This window comes from Kocuria sabuli (genome assembly GCF_040981185.1).
Lineage (GTDB): Bacteria > Actinomycetota > Actinomycetes > Actinomycetales > Micrococcaceae > Kocuria > Kocuria sabuli.
In genome coordinates this window covers 1-17,800 of the sequence record NZ_JAVHZE010000024.1, presented here as the reverse complement: position 1 = coordinate 17,800, position 17,800 = coordinate 1, and the positions used below count along the sequence as shown (strand labels likewise).

General features: G+C 75.7%; 16 protein-coding genes and 1 pseudogene. 5 read left to right on the top strand and 12 right to left on the bottom strand.

The genetic code is table 11. The features are described from left to right. Positions 1-8: 8 nt before the first annotated feature. The 6 genes from RE027_RS16375 to RE027_RS16350 form a co-directional block, all read right to left on the bottom strand. Complete coding sequence (locus RE027_RS16375; RefSeq protein ID WP_368809347.1) at positions 9-164, bottom strand: hypothetical protein; 156 nt, start codon at positions 162-164, stop codon at positions 9-11. Positions 165-410: 246 nt separating this feature from the next. After that, complete coding sequence (locus tag RE027_RS16370; RefSeq protein WP_368809346.1) at positions 411-1,592, bottom strand: prenyltransferase; 1,182 nt, start codon at positions 1,590-1,592, stop codon at positions 411-413. Next, complete coding sequence (locus RE027_RS16365; protein ID WP_368809345.1) at positions 1,589-1,936, bottom strand: lycopene cyclase domain-containing protein; 348 nt, start codon at positions 1,934-1,936, stop codon at positions 1,589-1,591. Before RE027_RS16365 ends, RE027_RS16370 begins: the two co-directional genes overlap by 4 nt. Further along, the gene (gene crtI / locus RE027_RS16360; protein WP_368809344.1) at positions 1,933-4,419 is read right to left on the bottom strand and encodes a phytoene desaturase family protein; all 2,487 of its coding nucleotides are present in this window, start codon (positions 4,417-4,419) and stop codon (positions 1,933-1,935) included. Before crtI ends, RE027_RS16365 begins: the two co-directional genes overlap by 4 nt. Next, positions 4,416-5,537: a polyprenyl synthetase family protein gene (locus RE027_RS16355; RefSeq protein WP_368809343.1), complete on the bottom strand. Its 1,122-nt coding sequence runs from the start codon at positions 5,535-5,537 to the stop codon at positions 4,416-4,418. Before RE027_RS16355 ends, crtI begins: the two co-directional genes overlap by 4 nt. Positions 5,538-5,584: 47 nt before the next feature. Then, entirely contained in the window at positions 5,585-6,178 is a 594-nt protein-coding gene (locus tag RE027_RS16350) for a MarR family winged helix-turn-helix transcriptional regulator (RefSeq protein ID WP_368809342.1), read from the bottom strand. A 36-nt stretch (positions 6,179-6,214) separates the two neighbouring features. Here RE027_RS16350 and RE027_RS16345 point away from each other — a divergent pair, with 36 nt between their 5' ends. Then, positions 6,215-7,018, top strand: coding sequence for a glycosyltransferase family A protein (locus RE027_RS16345; RefSeq protein WP_368809341.1), 804 nt, complete (start codon positions 6,215-6,217; stop codon positions 7,016-7,018). Continuing rightward, the gene (locus RE027_RS16340; protein WP_368809340.1) at positions 7,015-7,611 is read left to right on the top strand and encodes a DUF2238 domain-containing protein; all 597 of its coding nucleotides are present in this window, start codon (positions 7,015-7,017) and stop codon (positions 7,609-7,611) included. The genes RE027_RS16345 and RE027_RS16340 overlap by 4 nt, the downstream gene beginning before the upstream one ends. Here the strand turns inward: RE027_RS16340 and RE027_RS16335 are convergent. The 3 genes from RE027_RS16335 to RE027_RS16325 form a co-directional block, all read right to left on the bottom strand. Beyond that, the gene (locus RE027_RS16335; RefSeq protein WP_368809339.1) at positions 7,602-9,821 is read right to left on the bottom strand and encodes a S8 family serine peptidase; all 2,220 of its coding nucleotides are present in this window, start codon (positions 9,819-9,821) and stop codon (positions 7,602-7,604) included. The two genes, RE027_RS16340 and RE027_RS16335, sit on opposite strands and share 10 nt — an antisense overlap. Positions 9,822-10,034: 213 nt before the next feature. Then, positions 10,035-11,630, bottom strand: coding sequence for a S8 family serine peptidase (locus tag RE027_RS16330; RefSeq protein WP_368809338.1), 1,596 nt, complete (start codon positions 11,628-11,630; stop codon positions 10,035-10,037). A gap of 194 nt (positions 11,631-11,824) precedes the next feature. Further along, positions 11,825-12,202, bottom strand: a complete 378-nt coding sequence (locus RE027_RS16325; protein ID WP_368809336.1) for a DoxX family protein — start codon at positions 12,200-12,202, stop codon at positions 11,825-11,827. A 114-nt stretch (positions 12,203-12,316) separates the two neighbouring features. Between RE027_RS16325 and RE027_RS16320 the strand changes: the two genes are divergently transcribed. From RE027_RS16320 to RE027_RS16310, 3 genes are all read left to right on the top strand, one after another. Next, positions 12,317-12,928 (top strand): malonic semialdehyde reductase, encoded by a 612-nt coding sequence (locus RE027_RS16320; RefSeq protein ID WP_368809335.1) that lies wholly within the window; start codon positions 12,317-12,319, stop codon positions 12,926-12,928. Positions 12,929-13,022: 94 nt separating this feature from the next. After that, positions 13,023-14,207 carry a type III polyketide synthase gene (locus tag RE027_RS16315; protein WP_368809334.1) on the top strand — a complete coding sequence of 395 codons (1,185 nt, stop codon included), beginning with the start codon at positions 13,023-13,025 and terminating at the stop codon, positions 14,205-14,207. After that, positions 14,197-15,423 (top strand): NAD(P)/FAD-dependent oxidoreductase, encoded by a 1,227-nt coding sequence (locus tag RE027_RS16310; protein ID WP_368809333.1) that lies wholly within the window; start codon positions 14,197-14,199, stop codon positions 15,421-15,423. The genes RE027_RS16315 and RE027_RS16310 overlap by 11 nt, the downstream gene beginning before the upstream one ends. A 99-nt stretch (positions 15,424-15,522) precedes the next feature. On the opposite strand, the gene RE027_RS16305 is transcribed toward RE027_RS16310, so the two are convergent. The 3 genes and pseudogenes from RE027_RS16305 to RE027_RS16295 all read right to left on the bottom strand — a co-directional run. Then, on the bottom strand, positions 15,523-16,275 hold the full coding sequence (locus tag RE027_RS16305) for an ANTAR domain-containing protein (protein ID WP_368809332.1): 753 nt from the start codon (positions 16,273-16,275) through the stop codon (positions 15,523-15,525). A gap of 116 nt (positions 16,276-16,391) precedes the next feature. Then, positions 16,392-17,615 (bottom strand): aminotransferase-like domain-containing protein, encoded by a 1,224-nt coding sequence (locus tag RE027_RS16300; RefSeq protein ID WP_368809331.1) that lies wholly within the window; start codon positions 17,613-17,615, stop codon positions 16,392-16,394. Then, positions 17,612-17,800 (bottom strand): annotated as a pseudogene (locus tag RE027_RS16295) (agmatinase); the annotation flags it as partial. The gene RE027_RS16300 and the pseudogene RE027_RS16295, both read right to left, overlap by 4 nt.

Sequence of the window (17,800 nt, the reverse complement as noted above, 5' to 3'; positions counted from 1 at the left end):
CGGCCGCCTCAGTCGCTCTCGGGGCCGGAGCAGTACAGGCAGTCCGGCTCGGCCGAGCCGCAGGCGCAGCGCAGCCCGGAGGAGTGCCACGACAGGACGGGAATCCGCTCGAAGCGGGGGCGGGACGAGGTGGGGAAGATGTTCGGCAGGAGTTCGACGGTCATGGGTGCTGGTCCTCGGAGGCTGAGCCGCTGGGCGGTGGTCGTGCAGGGGCGGACCGGCGACGACGGCCGCGGGGCGGGGCCGCTGTGTCCTGCGTCACGATCGCGGCGCCGGTGTGTCCAGTATCGACCGGCAGCGATATCGAGAAAAGCACTGCTTTCCGATGACTATTCGTTAGTAGTTCTGCACCTTTCGCCCGCGTCCCGGACGGGCGGACCGCCCGCGGCGACCCGGGGGCGTGGGCCGGCTCAGTGCGAGAGCTCCCACGACCACAGCAGCAGCATCGTCACCAGGAAGCCCGTCGCGTAGTTCAGCCACAGGAACCGCTGCCAGCCGCGGTGCGCGCGCTCGCAGTCGGCGTCGGTGATGGACAGGAACGGCACGAGGTTGGCCAGGTACGGCAGCACCAGGAAGGACGCGACGGGACCGGGCCAGGGCGTGAGCAGCATGAGCACCCCGGCGAGGCAGTAGAACACCGCGGCCGCCCGGACCGTGGCCCGCGCGCCCAGGACCGTGGCGATCGACCGGAACCCGCCCTCCCGGTCCGCCCGGACGTCCTGGACGGCGCCGAACGCCTGCGAGGCCATGGACCACAGGAAGAAGCCCGCGCACAGGGCGACGATCCCGGGCGCCCAGCCCGTCCCCGCGAGCGCGAGGCCGTAGACGGCCGGGGAGACGAAGTGGGTCGCGGAGGTCGCGGAGTCCAGGAACGGGATCTCCTTGAACCGCAGCCCTCCTGCGCTGTAGGCCACGACCGCGAAGAGGCTGACGGCGAGCACCACGGCCGCGCCGGGCCCGCCCAGCAGGAACAGGCAGACCAGGAACGGCAGGGCCAGCAGCACCGCCCCCGCGAGGACCGTCCGGTGCTCGGCCCGGTCCACGAGCGCGCCCTCGACGCCGCCCTTGCGCGGGTTGCGGAGGTCGGACTCGTAGTCGAACACGTCGTTGATCCCGTACATCAGCAGGTTGTACGGGAAGAGGAAGAACAGGGTCCCGGCCACCAGTGGCAGGTCCACCCGCCCCGTGGTCATCACGTAGGCCGCCGCGAACGGGAAGGCGGTGTTGACCCAGGAGACCGGCCGGGAGGTGGCCACCAGCGTGCGCACGGTGGAGACCAGCCGTCCGCGCTCCGCGAGTCCCCACCACAGCATGGGCAGCAGCAGCACGCCCGCGAGCGGGTACGCGAAGTCCTCGACCGGTACGAGACCGATCCGGAGCTCCGTGATGTGCCCGGCCCCGTAGTCGAAGAACCCGGCGGCGATCATGAGGTTGTCGAACACGGCCGTCAGCACCGCCAGCACCGCGAAGGAGATCCCGAGCACGGCCAGGGCCCGGCGCGGCGGGGGCGCCGGGGACGGCGTGCGGACCAGCAGGGCGGCCGGCATCAGGGCCAGCGCGAGGAAGACCGGGATGAGCAGGGCGTAGGTCACGGGGCGTCTGCCTCCCGGCGGGACGCGGCGGAGCGTCCCGCGAGGACCTGCTCCACCACCCGGACCAGGTTCATGGTGAGGTAGCAGAGGAAGACGAGGAACACGACCTCCTCGACCGGGATCTGCGGGGCCACCATCCACCCGGTCGCCCAGCGGCTCTGGCTGTGCAGGAAGATCCCGAGGCCGATCCCGGCCACGTCCCACGCGAGGAAGAACACCAGGCCCGCCAGGAGCACGAGGGCCGCCCGCCGGGCGTCGTGGGCGAAGAACAGCTTCCGCCGCACGTCCAGGACCACCATCCCGGCCAGGCTGAGCAGCAGGAAGCCCAGGTACGCGAAGCTCATCCGCGGGGCACCAGGGGTTCGGCCAGAGGCCCGGTGGAGGTGTCCCCGCGCAGGTCCTTGAGCAGGATCTCCGCGCTGATCAGGCACATCGGCAGGCCGATGCCGGGAATGGTCGAGGCTCCGCAGTAGTGCAGCCCGGCGACCTTCCGGCTGCGGTTGGCCCCCCGGAAGAACGCGGACTGCTTCAGGACGTGCGCGGGGCCCAGCACGTTGCCCCGCCAGGCGTTGAAGTCCCGGCGGAAGTCCTCGGGGCCCACCGTGTGGCGCAGCACGATCCGCTCGCGCAGATCGGGCACGCCGGCCCACGCGGCGACCTGGTCGATCACCCGGTCCGCGACGGCCTCGACGCGCGCGGACCCGGTGCCGTCGGGCCCGCCGGCGCCCAGCGCGGGGTCGGCGGGCACCGGGATCAGCACGAAGAGGTTCTCGTGCCCCTCCGGGGCCACGCCGGGGTCGGTCGCCGAGGGCTTGCAGACGTAGACGGACGCGGGGTCCGGGACGCTCGTGGGCTCCTCGAAGATCGCCCGGAAGTTCGTGTCCCAGTCCTCGCTGAAGAACAGGCTGTGGTGCGGCAGCTGGGGCAGCTCCCCCCGTACGCCGAGCATCACGAGCACCGCGCCGGGGCCGGTCTGGCGCCGGTCCCAGTAGCGCTGCGGGTAGCTCTGCAGCTCGGGCGGCAGCAGCGCCGTCTCCGTGTGGTGCAGGTCCGCGGCCGAGACCACGACGTCCGCCGCGAGCTCGTGCTCCGTCCCGTCCGCGTCGCGCCACACGACCCCCGTGGCCCGCACCGGGCCGGCGGAGGCCGGGGAGGTGCGGACCCGCACGACGTCGGCCCCGGTCCGGATCCGCGCCCCGTGGGCGACGGCGAGCCGTTCGGCGGCCTCGATGATGCGGCGGAACCCGCCCCGCGGGTACTGCACCGAGTCGGCGAGGTCCATCCAGCTCATCAGGTGGTAGAGCGAGGGCGTCATCCGGGGCGCGCTGGCCAGGAAGACGGCCGGGTAGCCGAGCACCTGCCGCAGCCGCGTGTCCTGAACGGTCGCGGCGGCGAAGTCGTGCAGGGACCCGGTCAGATGGCGCGCGAGCTCCGGCAGCCCCCGCACGACCGCGCGGTTGAGCAGCGGCGTGAAGGCGGCGTAGGAGGTGTAGAGGAAGTGGCCGACGGCCAGCTCGTAGGTCCGCCGGGCCGAGGCCAGGTAGCTGCGGATCCGCTCGCCGGCCCCGGGCTCCACGGACTCGAACAGCGCCACCGTGTCCTCGAGGTCGGAGCGGATGTCGAGGGGCTGCTCGTAGCGCTCGCCGTAGACCCGGTAGGCGGGGTCGAGCCGGACGAGGTCGAGCTCCTGCGCCGCGCTGGAGCCCATGAGCCGGAAGAAGTGGTCGAAGACCTCCGGCATGAGGTACCAGGAGGGGCCGGTGTCGAAGCGGAACCCGTCCCGCTCGAGCAGCCCGGCCCGTCCGCCCGTCGTCGCGCCCCGCTCCAGAACGGTGACGTCCCAGCCGTCCCGGGCGAGCAGGCCCGCGGCGGCGAGCCCGGCGATCCCGGCCCCGACCACCACGGCCCGGCGGCCGCGGGGCGCGGGGGTGCGACGGCGGGAGCGCGCCCGGACCACGGCGGACGCGGCGAGGGCGGCCTTGCGCGGGTCGGGGACGCGGATGCGGGAGCTCAGCAGCTCCTGGGCGGGGGTGGCGCGGATCCGCACGGACAGCTCCCGGAACAGGTCGTGGGCGGTGAGGACGGCGGCGCGGGAGGACAGGGGCAGATCGTCGATCACCGCCCGGGCGGCGGCGAGGTCGGCGTCGATGTCGTCGAGGAGCCGGTGCTTCTCCGTCTCGGAGAACTCGCCGGGCTCCACCCCGGGGAAGTACACGCGGCCGAGCTCGCCGTAGTCCTCGGCGAGGTCCCGCAGGAAGTTGACCTTCTGGAACGCGGCGCCCAGCCGGCGGGCGCCGGCCACGAGCTCGGCCCGCTCGCGCTCGGGCACGGTCCGTCCGGCCAGGAACACCTGCAGGCACATCAGCCCCACCACCTCGGCGGAGCCGTACACGTACTCGTCCAGGGAGTGGGCGCTGTGCCGGTCCGCGCTGAGGTCGGCGCGCATCGACGCGAAGAAGGGACGGACGAGGTCGGCGCCGATCCCGGCGTGCCGGGCCGTGCGGGCGAAGGCGTGCACCACGAGGTTGCTGCTGAACCCGCGCTCGGCCGCGGCGTAGGTCTCCGTCTCGAGGGCGTCGAGCAGCTCCCGCGCCCCCTCGGGGGAGACGCCGGCGCCGGCGCTGGCCCCGTCGACGATCTCGTCGGCGATCCGCACGAGGGCGTAGACGGCGTAGACGTGGGGGCGGATCGGCGGGCCCAGGAGCCGGCAGGCCAGGCCGAAGGACGTGGAGTACCGGCGGATCACGGTCGCGGCGGCCTGCCGGGCGGCGTCGTCGTAGCGGGCGGCGGCCTCGGCCGGGGACCCGGTGTGCTGCGCCGCGGTCACCGGATGCGCTCCGTGGCCCCGCCCACGATGCGCCGCAGGTCCCGGTCGAGGGCCTCGGGCAGCACGGCGTCGTCGAGCATCCCGCGTGCCTCCGCCGCGCACCCGGCGACCATGTCCTCGACCTCCTGCCGGGCCCCGCACTGCTCGATGAGCTCACGGGCGCGGGCGGCCTGCTCGTCGCCGAGCTCGTGCCGGCCCAGGATCGCGTCGAGCTCCTCCCCCGCGGACGTGCGCTGGGCGGCGGCCACGAGCATGGTGCGCTTGCCCTCCCTGAGGTCGCTGACCACGGACTTGCCCGTGGCCCCCGGGTCCCCGAAGACGCCGAGCAGGTCGTCCACCAGTTGGTAGGCGGTGCCCACGGTGCGCCCGAGCCGGCCGAGCACCTCGACGTGCTCCTCGGGGGCGCCGCCGAGCACGCCCCCGGCCTGCAGCGGGGTCTCGAAGGAGTACACGGCGGTCTTCAGGCACGTGGCCGTGAGGATCTGCGCCCGGTCCGGGCGCGCCCCGGGCAGCGTGTGGTCGACGTCGAGCAGCTCGCCGGCCGCGGAGCTGAACAGGGCCTCGTCGAGCAGCTCGAGCAGCCGCGGCAGGCGCTCGGGGGACAGCCCGGAGCGGGCCACGAGCCGGTACGCGCCGGCCAGCGCGAGGTCCCCGGCGATCACGCCCACGCTCGCCCCGTACTGGCGGGCCTGCTCCGGCGCGGAGCCCGCCGCGGAGGCCCGGGCGGCCGCGGCGGCGTTGATGGTCGGCTGGTGGCGCCGCTGCTCGTCCTGGTCGATGACGTCGTCGTGGACGATCAGGGCGGTGTGCAGCAGCTCGAAGGCTGCCCCCACGGCCTCGACCACGGGATCGGGCTCCGGCTCGGGATAGGCGGCCGCGGCGAGCCGGACGAGGCGGGGGCGGATCCGCTTGCCGCCGGTGCTCAGCCGGGCGACCTCGTCCCACAGCCGCGCGAAGCCGGGGTCCACGGCACCGGCACGGCCGGTGGACTCCGCGAGGAACCGGTCCAGGACAGGGGCCGGGACGGCGGGCGCTCCCCCGCCGTCCCGGCCGGCGCGTGCCCCGGCATCCGCACGAGCGCCCGAGAATGCCGATTCGCGCGAGAAGACCGTCACCATGCCCCCATTCCACCACAGTCCTTCGAAAATCGAATCGATCGTCCCGGTCATCCCGTTCCCGGGACCGGGCCGGGGTCCGGCGGCGCCGTGCCCGCCGCGGCGGTCGTCCGGGGAGCGTCGCTCTCCGCCGCACGCCGCCCGGCCCGGCGGACGGCGTCCGTGAGCTGGGGCATGCGCCGGCGCAGGACGGCGACCTCCTCGTCGCTGCAGTCCTCGAGCACGGCCAGGACCTCCTCGGTCATGGGCGTGAACATCTCGCGGCCGGCCCGGTAGGCGTGCTCGGTGGCGTGCAGGCTGACCTCCCGCCGGTCGCGGGGGTCGACCGAGCGCACGACGTGCCCCGAGGCGACCAGCCGCTTGATGACCGTGGTGGTCGCCGATCCGCTCAGCACGAGCCGGCGGGCGATGTCCCCGGCCCGCACCGGGCGCCCCTCCCGGTTGGCCTGCATGACCTCGTTGAGGGCGTGGACGTCCTTGTGCGCCAGCCCGTAGTGGCGCCGGACCTGGTCCGCGTAGCGCTCGGCCTCGGTGCTGAAGAGCTGCAGCAGGAACAGGACGTCGAACCCCCTGTGCCCTCGGTGCGCGCTCCGGTCCGGCGGTGCGCCGCCGGGCGTGCTCGTCGTGCCCTCGTCGGCCTGCATGTGCCGATTCTAGGGCGGCTGGGAGAGAATGGTCCCATGACGGACAGCAGAGACGGGGCCGGACCCCCGTCTGCCCCCACCCCCGTCCCCGGGCCCGTGGTCGTGTCCGTGGTCGTCCCGGCCCGCGACGACGCCGTGCACCTGGCCCGGTGCCTGCGCCTGCTCGCCGCCCAGACCCGCCCGCCGGACGAGGTCGTGGTCGTGGACAACGCCTCGAGCGACAGCACCCCGGAGGTGGCCCGGGCGGCCGGGGCCCGCGTGGTGTTCGAGCCCCGCCCCGGCATCCCCCCGGCCGCCGCGACCGGCTACGACGCCGCCCGCGGGGACGTGGTGGTGCGCTGCGACGCCGACACCGTGCCCGGCCCGGACTGGATCGCCGGCCTGCTCGCCGCGCTCGAGGCCCGCCCGGACGCGGTCGCCGTCTCCGGCCCGGGTCGCTTCCTCGGCCTGCCGCCGGGGGCGGGCCGGCTGCTCTCCGAGCTCTACATGAACCTGTACGTGCTGAGCACGGCCTCGGCCCTGGCCCACCCGCCCCTGTTCGGCACCAACATGGCGATGCGCCGGTCCTGGTGGCTCGAGGTCCGCGACCGGGTGCACCGCCACGATCCGGAGCTGCACGACGACTTCGACCTCAGCTTCCGGCTGGCCCCGGGGCACCGCATCCTGTACCGGCCGGGCCTGCCGGTGGGCATGTCGCCGCGGGCGCTGCGGTGCGGACGCCCCGCCGTGCGCCGGCTGGCGCGGGCCGGCCGGACGATCCGGCTCAACTGGGCCGAGGAGCGTCCCTGGGAGCGGTGGCAGGCGCGCCTGGGCCACCGGCCGGACCGGTGCGGCGCATGAGGTGGACCGTGCTCGCGGTGCGGTGGGCCGGCCCGCTGTCCGCGCTGCTCACCGCCGTGTTCTTCGACGCCGCGGGCGCCGCCGTGATGATGCTCGTGTGCCTGGGCATCACGATCACCTGGCGGGCCCGGCTGCCGGCGGTCCTGGAGCTGGTCACGGACCTGCTGCTGCTGGTCGCCGCGTGGAGCTCCGTGCTGCTGCTCTACGAGCGGCTCGCCTACTGGGACCTGGTCGTCCACTTCTCGGCGACGGCCGTGCTGGCCGAGCTCGCCTTCCGCGCCCTCGAGCGCTGGGGCCGGCTCAGCACGCCCGGTCCGGTGACCCACGTCCTGGTGCTCACCTCACTGGGCACCACGCTGGCCCTGGTCTGGGAGTACGTGGAGTTCGCGGGCTACGCCCTCGTCGACCCGCGCGTCCAGGTGGGCTACACGGACACCATGGGGGATCTGGCCGCCGGCAACGCGGGGTCCCTGGTGGCCGGGATCCTCGGCGCCTGGGCCCGGTACCGGGAGGACCCGCCGGCCGGGACCACGGCGGGCGCCCCCACCGGCTCCGTGCCCGAGCGGGCCCGGCGCGGACCGGCTCAGCGGTAGGCGACGGTGGTCCGGCCCTGGCGGTAGGCGATCGAGCCGCCCTGGTAGTGCTGGACGGTCGAGCCGCCGGAGACCTCCTCCGGGCCCACGGGGTAGCCCAGGCGCCCGGTCTCGCCGCCCAGCTCGGCGTGGGCTCGCCCGATCGCCCCGCGCACGGCGTGGGCGCCGGTCGCCGGGAACCACAGGATCCTGCCGTGCTCGAAGGCCTGGCGGGCACCGCCCGCCGGGCCGCCGCGCTCGTTGCCCAGCGGGTAGCCCAGCACGCCCCGCTCACTGCCCATCGAGGCGTAGCGCGCGCCGACGGCCCCGTGCAGCACCGCCGCCCCGGTCGCGGGACTCCACAGTGCCCTGCCTCCCTGGAACAGCTGGTGGACGCCGCCGGTGCCGGTGCTCCGCTCCCCGGAGCGGGGGTAGCCCAGGAAACCGCCGGCACCTCCGGCCCGCGCCCAGGCCCCGTGCACGCCACCGTGCACCCAGTGCGCGCCCGTGGCCGCGGTCCAGTGGATGGTCCCCCGGGCGAACTGCTGGTAGCACCCGCCCTGGGCGAGACCGCAGACCTCGGGCGAGCGCGGCTCCCCGGTGGCGGAGCGGATCCGCTCGTGCAGCCGCCCGATGGCGCCCCGCGTCGTGTACCCCTCCTGCGCCGTCGCCCGGGAGACGGCGGCCACCGGGTCGACGAGCCCGGCTCCGCAGCCGCCCGAGCAGTGGCCGGGCAGCGGCCGGGCCGTGGTGACCAGGTGGTTCTTGACCTGGGCCGGGCTCAGACCCGGGGCTGCCTGGCGGAGCAGGGCGACGACGCCCGCGACCGTGGGGCTGGCCATCGAGGTGCCGTACTTGCCGGAGTAGGTGCTTCCCGCCGGGCGGGCGGTACCGCTGTTCGTGGTGGACCAGACCGTGCGCGAGACGTCCCCGCCGGGGGCCGTCAGCGTGACGGCGCCCCAGTTGGAGTACCCGGCGCGCGTGCCGTAGGCGGTGGAGGAGGCCACCGAGATGACGCCCCGGCAGTTGGCCGGTGACTCCGTGCGCGCGTCCCGGTCGTGGTTGCCCGCCGCCACCACGACGCTCGCCCCGCGGGAGAGCGCCCGGTCGACGCCGTCCTGCAGGACGGCCGGGCAGCTGGTGGAGAGGAAGCTGAGGCTGAGGTTGACCACGGTGGCCGGGTGGGGGTTCACCGGCACGTTCTGGCCGACGTCGTCGCCCGCGGCCCAGGCGACGGCCACGGCGATGTCGGAGACGTAGCCCTCGCCGCAGGCGCCGAGGGCGCGCACCGGCAGGATCTGCGCGTCGTGGGCGACACCGGCCACGCCGGTCGCGTTGTGGGCGCGCGCCGCCGCGGTGCCGGCCGTGTGGGTGCCGTGCCAGGAGGAGGACGTCGCCGCGGACCCGGGCCAGCACTCGTCCGCGCCCGCGTGGTCGCCCTCGTCCCGGGGCTCCGGGTCCCACCCGTCGCCGTCCCGCGAGTGGCCCCGCAGCGCGCCGCCCCCGGAGTGGGTGACGAAGTCGTAGCCCGGCAGGACGCCGGCGTCCAGGTCGGGATGGGCCGTGATCCCCGTGTCCACGATCGCGATGGTCTGTCCCGCGCCGGTCGCCCGGTCCCACGCACGCGGCAGGCCGAGGCCCGCGGGCCCGGGCTGGAGGTTCCACTGCGACGTCGCGTAGTAGGGGTCGTCGGGCACCGAGGCGATGCCCACGAGGTGGTCGGGCTCGGCGTACTCGACCGCGGGGTCCTCCTCCAGGGCGCGGGTCAGGGCGTCGACCTGCTCCCGGTCGAGGAACTCGTCCACCGCCACGACCTTCGCCGCGCCCACGGTCTCCGTGAGCTCCTCGAGCTCCGGCGCCGCGTCCGGGTGCCCGCCCTCCGGCGCCGCGCCGGTCCGTCCGGCCTGCTCCGCGGCCGCCTCGTAGACGCGCTCGCGGACCTGCGCGGCGGGCTCCGCCCCCTCCTTGAACTTCACGACGACGCGGTCGGTCCCGCCCCGGGTCTCCTCGTTCCCCCTGGGCGCGGCCGGGCGCGGAGGAGCCGGAGCGGTGGACTGGGGCGACGTGGGCTCGGGCGGGGCGACCGCCGGGGCGGTGGCCCCGGGGACAGTGGTCCCGGGGACGGGCTGGGCCGCCGCGGGGACCGCGGCCGCGGACGGGGCGAGGACCAGGGCCGCCGCGAGGATGCCGGACAGCGCGCCGGGCAGGGCGCGGCCGTGGAAGGACGTCATGGATTCTCCAGCCGGTGGGGGGAAGCAGAGCGCTGCCGGAGGCTCTGGGCGCACCGGTCACAGGATCCGGGGGCGGACGGCGCGGCTGCGCCCAGCGTACGGAGCGGTTGCTTCTGTTACCGAATGGGAAGTTCCGGGACGGCGCCCGGGGCGCGCACGGACCACGGCGCCACCCACCGGGAGGTGGACGGCGCCGTGGGGCCGCAGCGGCGCTCAGCCGGCGATCCCCCACCACTGCGCCGGCAGGAACGCCACCCAGCGGGCACCCGTCCCCGCGTCCCAGACGATCCACCCGTTGACGAACTCCTGGAAGCACGGGGTCCCGCCCAGGGCGCACAGCTCCCGGGAGCGCGGCTCACCGGTGCTCGCCCCGATCTTCCGGTGCAGCGAGCCGATGCCGCCGCGGGTGCTGAAGGGCTCGCCGCCCTGCGCCTCGATCAGCGCGGAGACCGGGTCCACGATGCCGGCGCCGCAGCCGGGGGCGCAGCCGCCCGGGGCCTGCCGGGCCGTGCCGGTCAGGGCGGCCCGGACGCCGTCCACGCCCAGCTCCGGGGACCGCTCGCGGAGCAGGGCCACGGCGCCGGCCACCGCGGGCGCCGCCATGGACGTGCCGTTGCGCTCCGTGTACGCGGGCGCGCCGGGGGCCTGCGCCCCGGTGTTGCCCGTGGACAGGATCTGCGCGTCGGGGTCGCCGCCGGGGGCCGCGAGCGTGACCGACCCGAAGTTGGAGTAGGAGGCGAGGGCGCCGGAGACGTCCGTCGCGGCGACCGAGATGACTCCCGCGCAGTTGGCGGGCGCCGACTGCGCGGCGTCGACGGCCTGGTTCCCGGCCGCCACGACCACGGGGATCCCGCGCGTCACGGCCCCGGTGATCGCCGCCTGCAGGACGGGCGGGCACTCCCCCGCCACGCCGAGGCTGAGGTTGATGACCGTGGCGGGGTGCGGATTGGCGGGCACACCCGGGACCGGCGCCCCGCTGGCCCACGTGACGCCCGCGGCGACGTCGGTGATGTAGCCCTGGCTGCAGGCCCCCACGACGCGCACCGGGAGGATCCCGGCGTCCGGGGCCACCCCGGCGACGCCCTGCCCGTTGTCGGCGTCGGCCGCGGCGACGCCGGCCGTGTGGGTCCCGTGCCACGTGGCGCTCGGCGGCATGGGGCTCGTGGGGCACAGGACCGCGTCCGGGTGGTCGCCCATGTCGGTGGGGTCCGCGTCCCACCCGTCGCCGTCCCGGCCGTTCTGGGCCGTCGAGACGAAGTCGTAGCCGGGCAGGACGTTGGCGTCCAGGTCCGGGTGCGGGGTGATGCCGGTGTCCACGACGGCGATGGTCTGTCCGGCTCCGGTGGCCAGGTCCCAGGCGAGGGGCATGCCCAGCCCGGCCGGCTCGTCCCACAGGCTCCACTGCACGGCGGAGTAGGACGGGTCGTTCGGCACGGCGGCCGTGGTGGCCAGCAGGTCCGGCTCCGCGTACTCCACGGCGGGATCCTGCCGCAGGGCCGTGGTCAGCTCCTCGAGCTCGGCCCCGGCGAGCGTCTCGCCGGTGCGCAGCACGTGGGCGCCGTCCGCGGTCGCGGAGGTCTCGACGAGCCCGGGGTCCCCGGTGCGCTCCGCGGCCCCCGCGTAGACGGCGTCCCGGGAGGCCTCCGGCACGGCCCCGTCGTGGAACTTCACGACGACGCGGTCGGTCGCCGCCGGAACGGCCTCCGCCGCGGGCCGCGGGACCGCGGACGCCGTGGCGGAGGCCAGGGGGACGAGGGCGAGGACGCCCGCCAGCGCGAGGGAAACGGTGGTGCTGCGGGTGGACGTCAAGGAATTCCTCCGGCCGGTCGGGCGGGAGGCGGCAGGGCGCACACGGATCCACCCCCCGATGGACTGGAGCGGGAGGAGTCCCCGGTGGGAACGGAGCCCCCGCTCCTGATGCTCTGCCCAGGGTAGGGACCGTGTGCACGTGTGACCGAATGCGTACGTGCCCCGGAGGACCCGGAAAGCCGCGGACCCGGCGCTCAGGCCTCCCGGGCGACGCGCAGCGCGGCGGCGATCAGCGGCAGCTGCAGCGGCAGCCGCACGAGCGCGACGGCCTGCCGCGTCCGCGAGGCGCGGCGGGCGCGCCAGGCCATGGTGACGTTGCCCGGCCACACCCCCACGAACAGTGCCGCCGCGGCCCAGCCCCCGCCCCGGCGGGTGCGGGGGTGGAGCAGCAGTGCGCCGACCCCGAGCTCCGCCACCCCGGAGCCCAGCGTCCACGCCCGGGCGGGACCGGGCAGGACCCGCGGGATCAGCCCGTCGAAGGGTGCGGGGCGCGCCAGGTGCAGGGCACCCGCCCCGGTCAGGGCCGCACCCAGGAGCAGGGCGCGGCGTGCGGCGGGCGGGGTCGCGGACATGGGCCCAGCGTACCCACCGGGGCGTGACGGACGGCACAGGGGCACGCGGCATAGATCCTCCTCCGATTTTGTTGACGCGTACAGAAAATGTTCCCGACCCCGGAAGGAACCCCCATGACCGCCCACGCCCTCCAGGACCAGATCGCCCTCGACGCCCTGTCCGCCGACCTCCTCTTCCGCGAGGCCCGCACGGCCTCGGAGTTCCTCGACGAGCCCGTGGGCGAGGAGCAGCTGCGGGCGATCTTCGAGCTCGCCAAGATGGGCCCCACGGCGATGAACATCCAGCCGCTGCGCGTCACCTGGATCCGCTCCGCCGAGGCCAAGGAGCGCCTGCTCCCCCTCATGGCCGAGGGCAACCGGGCCAAGACGGCCGGCGCGCCCGTCGTCGCCGTGCTCAGCTACGACGCCGACTGGCACGAGCAGCTGCCCGCCCTCTTCCCGCCGGCCGCGGCGAAGCAGCAGATGTTCGCCGGCAACGAGGAGCTGCGCGCCCGGATGGGCCGGGACAACGCCCACCTGCAGGCCGGCTACTTCGTGCTGGCCGTGCGCGCCGCGGGACTGGCCGCGGGCCCGATGGGCGGCTTCGACGCCCCCGGGGTGGACGCCGAGTTCCACGCCGGGACGAGCCTGCGCTCGCTGATGGTCGTGAACATCGGCGCCCCCGCCGCCCCGCGCCACGACCGGCTGCCGCGGCTGGACTTCGACGACGCCACCACCAGCGTCTGAGCCCGTCCCGGGCGGGCCCGCACCCGGACGGCCCGCCCGGGTCCCTGCGCGTCCTCCGTGGCACCTGTCGGTGCGAGGACGGATACTGGACGCGATGACGCCCGCACTCCTGTCCCTCGGCACCGCCCTCCCGGCGCACGTGCTCGAGCAGACCGACGCCCACGACCTCTACCTGGCCCAGCCCGGCACCGACCGGCTCAACGTCCGGCTGCTGCGCACGGTGTTCGGCGCCTCCGGGGTCGTGCGCCGGCACACGGTGCTCTCCGAGCTGGTCGACGACGACGCCCGCGACGGCTCCCCCTACATCACCGGGGACGGCCGGTTCCTGGCACCCCTCACGGGCGTCCGCAACCGCACCTACGTGGAGGAGGCCCCCGGCCTGTTCGCCGAGGCCGCCCGGGACGCGCTCGCGCGCTGCCCCGAGGTCGACCCCGCCTCGATCACCGACGTGGTGACCGTCTCCTGCACCGGCTTCTTCGCCCCCGGCCCCGACTACCAGCTGGTGCGGGACTTGGGGCTCGACCCGGCCACCCGCCGCTCGCACATCGGCTTCATGGGCTGCCACGGCGGGCTGATCGGCCTGCGCCAGGCGGCCGCCCTCGCCACGGCGGACCCGGACGCGGTCGTGCTGCTCGTGGCCGTGGAGCTGTGCACGCTGCACCTGCGCCCGGCCCGGGGCCCGGACGCCATCCGTGGCGCCGCCCTGTTCGCCGACGGCGCGGCGGCGGCCCTGGTCAGCTCGCGGGTCCCGGACGGGGTCCTGCCGCTGCTGGAGCTCGACCGGTTCCGCACCCTGGTGATCCCCGACGGCGAGCAGGCGATGGCGTGGACCATCGGCGACTCCGGGTTCGAGATGGTCCTCGGCGCCGCCGTGCCGCAGGTCCTCGAGGACAACATCCACACCGCCCTGCAGGCCCTGCTGGAGGGGCCGGACGGCACCGTGGAGCGCGAGCGCATCACCGACTGGGCCCTCCACCCGGGCGGGCGGGGCATCCTCGACAAGCTCGAGCACACGCTGGACCTCCCGCCCGAGGCGCTGCGGGAGTCCCGGGACGTGCTGGCCACCCGTGGGAACATGAGCAGCGTGACCGTCCTGCACGTGCTGCGCCAGGTGATCGACGAAGCCCCTCGCGACGAGGAGCGCACCGTGTGCGCCCTGGCGTTCGGCCCCGGCCTGACCGTGGAGTCGGCGCTGTTCACGATCCCGGCCCGCCCCGCGGCACCCGCCGCCCACGCCGTGGCCGCCCCGACCCGCCAGGAGATTCACCGTGGACCATGACGTGATCGTCGTCGGCGCCGGACTGGCCGGCCTGCAGTGCGCCCGCCTGCTCGAGCAGCACGGGCTGGACGTCGCGGTCCTGGAGGCCTCCGACGGGGTCGGCGGCCGGGTGCGCACCGACGTGGTCGACGGCTTCCGCTGCGACCGCGGCTTCCAGGTGCTCAACCCCGCCTACACCGAGCTGCGGCGCAGCGTGGAGGTCCGGGCCCTGGACCTCCAGCCCTTCGACGCGGCGGCCGGGATCCCCCGCGGCGACGGCATCGACGTCCTGGCCGATCCGCGGCGCGTCCCTCGCCGCCTGGCGGAGACCCTGCGCAGCCCGTACGTGGAGCTGCGCAGGGTCCCCGCGCTGCTGGCCTGGCTCGCCCCGGGCCTGGACCCCCGCACGGAGCGGCAGGAGGAGCACGACCTGCCCTGGCACGAGGCCCTCGACCGCGCCGGGGTGCGCGGGCCGCTGCGGGACCTGGTGCTCGAGCCGTTCCTGGCCGGTGTGATCCTGGAGGACGAGGGCAGCACCTCCGCCGCCTTCGTGCGGGAGCTCGTGGGCTGGTTCCTGCTGGGGACCCCGGGGCTGCCGGCCGGCGGGATGGGGGCGCTGCCGAACTGGATCCACGACGGGCTGCGCGCCCGGGCCGTCCTCGGCACCCCCGTCCGGTCCGTCGAGCGCACCGGCGCCGGATGGGCCGTGGGCACCGGGAACGGCACCTGGCGGGCGCCCCGCGTGGTCGTGGCGACCGAGGCACCGGCCGCGGCGGGGCTGCTGGACCTGCCGGCGACGCCGATGAAGGGCATGGCCACGTGGTGGTTCGCCGTGGAGTCCGCCCCCTCGGAGCTGGCGTGCCTGGTCCTGCCCGGCCGGACCGGGGGACCCCTGGTCGACACGGCCGTGGTCAGCAACGCCGCCCCCAGCTACGCCCCGGCCGGCCGCGCGCTGGTCCAGGCCAGCGCCCTGCTGCCGCGCGGGGCCGCCCTGCCCGCGGAGGCCGACGTCCGGCGGCAGCTCGGCCGGATCTGGGGCGCGGACGCCTCCGCGTGGGAGCTGCTGACCGTGCACGAGATCCGCGACGCCCTGCCCGAGCAGCCGGCCGGGCTCGTGGCCGACCGCCCCGCCGCGCTCGGCGACGGCCTCTACGTGTGCGGCGACCACCGCACCACGGGCTCGACCCAGGGCGCCCTGGGCTCCGGGCGCCGGGCCGCGGAGGCGGTGCTCGCCTGAGCCCCGGCGCTCGGCCGCCGGTCGCGGGGACGGCACAGCCGGTGCGGGTCCGCGCCGGGCGGCGCCGAGCACCGGGCGGAGAGGACCTGGGAGCTGCTGTCAGGGCACCCTGGACGGGGGCCGGCGGGGCAGGGAGAGCTGCCCCGTCTCCACGACCTCCGCGGCGATCTCGTTCATCTTGCGGTTGGTGTCCTGACTGGCCAGACGCAGCAGCTCCTGGGCCTGCTCGCGCGTCACCGCGTGCCGGGCCATGAGGATCCCGATGGCCGTGCCGATCTCCCGGTTGGTGCGCAGGGCGGCCTCGAGGTTGGCGGCCCGCCGGTGGGTGATCGCCACCGAGATGCCCAGCCCGGCGTGCGTGGCGAGCATCGTCCCGGCCCACACCGCGTGCTCGTCGAAGGCGTCCGGGACGTCCGAGTAGAGGTTCAGGGAGGCGATCAGGTCCGTGTCGCCGATCAGCTTCAGCCGGTAGCACAGGGCGCTGGCGATGCCCACCTCGCGGGCGGCCCGCGGCCCGTACTCGGGCCAGCGGTCGTCGTGGGCGAGGTCCCCCGAGACCAGGAGGCTGTCGTCCAGGACCGCGTCGACGCACGGACCCGACCGCAGCTCGTACTGGAGGGCGTCGGCGGCGCCGGCCTCGGCGCCGGTGTGGCCCAGGGTGTGGAAGCTCCCCTGCTGCAGGGTCGTGACGCTGGCCCAGCGGGCGCCGCCCACCCAGTCCACCGCGCACTGGACGACCGCGTCGACCAGTGAGTCGGCGGGACTCGCCTGCAGCTTCTCGCCGAGGCCTGTCAGGGCCTGGGCGACCTCGCCCAGCTCGGGGAGATCGGCGTGCGGACGGGGAAGGATCACTGCGGCTCCGAGTCATCGCCCCGGTGGGGGATGCCCCGGGGATGGTGGATGCCTCGCTGCTGAAGCTCTGGACCAGTCTACCCGCGCCCGGACGGGTCCCGGCCGGGAGGCGGGACTCAGCCCCGCAGCATCCCGCCCAGCCGCCGGACCCCCTCGGTGATGTCCGCCTCCGAGGCCGCGGAGTAGGCCAGGCGCAGGCTCTTGGAGGCGCGGCCGTCGGCGTAGCAGGCACCGCCGGGCACCAGCACCACGCCGTGGTCGATGCCCCGCCGCAGCAGGTCGCCGTGGTCGAGGCCGGGGTCCAGGTCCAGCCAGGTGAAGAAGCCGCCGGCCGGCCGCGTCCAGCGCACCCCGTCCGGCATGAAGGCTGCGAGGGCGTCCATCATGGCGGCGCAGCGGGAGCGGTAGAGCTCCACCGCCCGGTCCAGGGCGGGCCGCCAGTGCGCGCTGCCGACGTACTCGGCGGCGAGCTCCTGGCTGAGCACGGAGGGGTGGATCGTGACGGCCTCGGCCGCGATCTGCAGCCGCGCCCGCACGCCCGGAGCGGCCGCGATCCACCCCACCCGCAGCCCCGGGGAGAAGATCTTGGAGAAGCTGCCCAGGTGGACCACCGTGTCCGGGTCCAGCGAGTACAGGGACGGCAGCCGGTGGGAGCGGTCGAAGCCCAGCAGTCCGTACGGGTCGTCCTCCAGGACGAGCACGCCGCGCTCGGCGCAGACCTCCACGAGCCGGCGCCGCCGCTCCTCGGTGGTCGTCACGCCCGTGGGGTTGGAGAAGTTCGGCACGGTGTAGACGAGCTTCACCGTGCGCCCGGCGGCCCGCAGCCCGTCGATCCGCTCGGCCACCGCCTCGGGGTCCAGTCCGTCGGCGTCGACGTCCACGTGCGCCACGTCGACCTCGTAGCTGCCGAACACGCCCAGCGCCCCCACGTAGGTGGGACCCTCGGCGACCACGACGTCGCCGGGGTCGCAGAACAGCTTGGTCACGAGGTCCAGGCCCGCCTGGGAGCCGGCGGTGATCTGGATCCGGTCCGGGCTGACGTCGGCGCCCGCCAGCCCCATGAGCTCCACGACCAGCCCGGGCAGCCGCTCGACGCCGGCCCCGGAGCCGTACTGCAGCACCTCGGGACCGCGCTCGGCGAGGAGCCGGGCGGTCATCCCGGCGACCACCTCGTGCGGGAGCACGCTCATGTCCGGGTTGCCCCCGGCCAGGGAGATCATCCCGGGGCGCATCGCGATCTCGAACACGGCCCGGACCGGGGACGGGCGGAACTCCTCGGCCCGCCGGGCGAACAGCGCGGCGTGCTCCGGCCGGGGGACCACGGCCGCGCTGCCGGTCACGGCCGCTCCCCCGCGGCGTCCCGCCCCTGCTGCGCCGGGTCCTGGGCCGGCCTCGGCGCTGCGTCCCCGTAGACGTGCCCGGCCAGCCCGTACGCGGGCCCGCCCGGGGCGGCTCCGGGGCCCAGGGCCAGCAGGGTGATCAGCTCGTAGACCACGTGGGCGGCCGCGACCCCGGTGAGCTCGGC